Origin of the sequence: Cellulomonas telluris, from assembly GCF_004886325.1 — a bacterium.
Taxonomy (GTDB): Bacteria; Actinomycetota; Actinomycetes; order Actinomycetales; family Cellulomonadaceae; genus Cellulomonas; species Cellulomonas telluris.
In genome coordinates this window covers 1-643 of the sequence record NZ_QXFN01000032.1, presented here as the reverse complement: position 1 = coordinate 643, position 643 = coordinate 1, and the positions used below count along the sequence as shown (strand labels likewise).

Genomic DNA, 643 nt, shown 5'->3' with positions numbered 1-643 from the left:
GCGGGACCGCCCTTGTGCACGCTGATCAGCCGGACGTACTCCTCGAACCAGTGGAGCAGCCGCTCGCGGGGTGCGCCCTCGTGGGTCAGCGCCTTCTCGGTGGTCTCCTGGACGTGGTCCACCCACGCCTGCATCACGGCGTCGATGAGGTCGTCACGCGTCGGGAAGTGGCGGTAGAGCGTGCCCGGGCCCACGCCGGCCTGCTTGGCGATGAGGTCGAGCGACGCGTCGTAGCCCTGCTCGCGGAACACCTGGCGTGCCACCTCGACGATGCGGTCGCGGTTGCGCTGGGCGTCGGCACGCACGGCGATCTTCCTTTCGGTCTTGCTAAACGGAGACAGTCTCCGTATTGTCGTGGAGGAAGCGGAGTCATCCTCCGGATCTACTGTACCTCGGCCCCACCGGGCCAGAACAGGACTGCACCTCATGTCACCACTCACCTCGTCCCTGCCAGCTCGGGGACGCCGGCACGAGCTCCCGACCGAGCTGCCGCCGCAGGCCGGACGCGCGGCGACCGGCATCGCGATCGTGCTGGTCGCCCAGCTGATGATCGTGCTCGACGCCACCGTCGTGAACGTCGCACTCCCCCGCATCGACGCCGACCTCGGCTTCGGCCCCGCGTCGCTGTCGTGGATCCTCAACG

1 protein-coding gene and 1 pseudogene are annotated in these 643 nt (G+C 68.7%); one reads left to right on the top strand and one right to left on the bottom strand.

All coding sequences use genetic code 11. The features are described 5' to 3' along the window. Nucleotides 1-305 (bottom strand): TetR/AcrR family transcriptional regulator (locus FB586_RS18585; RefSeq protein WP_136520844.1); only part of this gene is annotated, 305 nt, incomplete at its 3' end. A gap of 121 nt (nucleotides 306-426) precedes the next feature. Here FB586_RS18585 and FB586_RS18580 point away from each other — a divergent pair. Next, nucleotides 427-643: pseudogene (locus FB586_RS18580) on the top strand (MFS transporter); the annotation flags it as partial.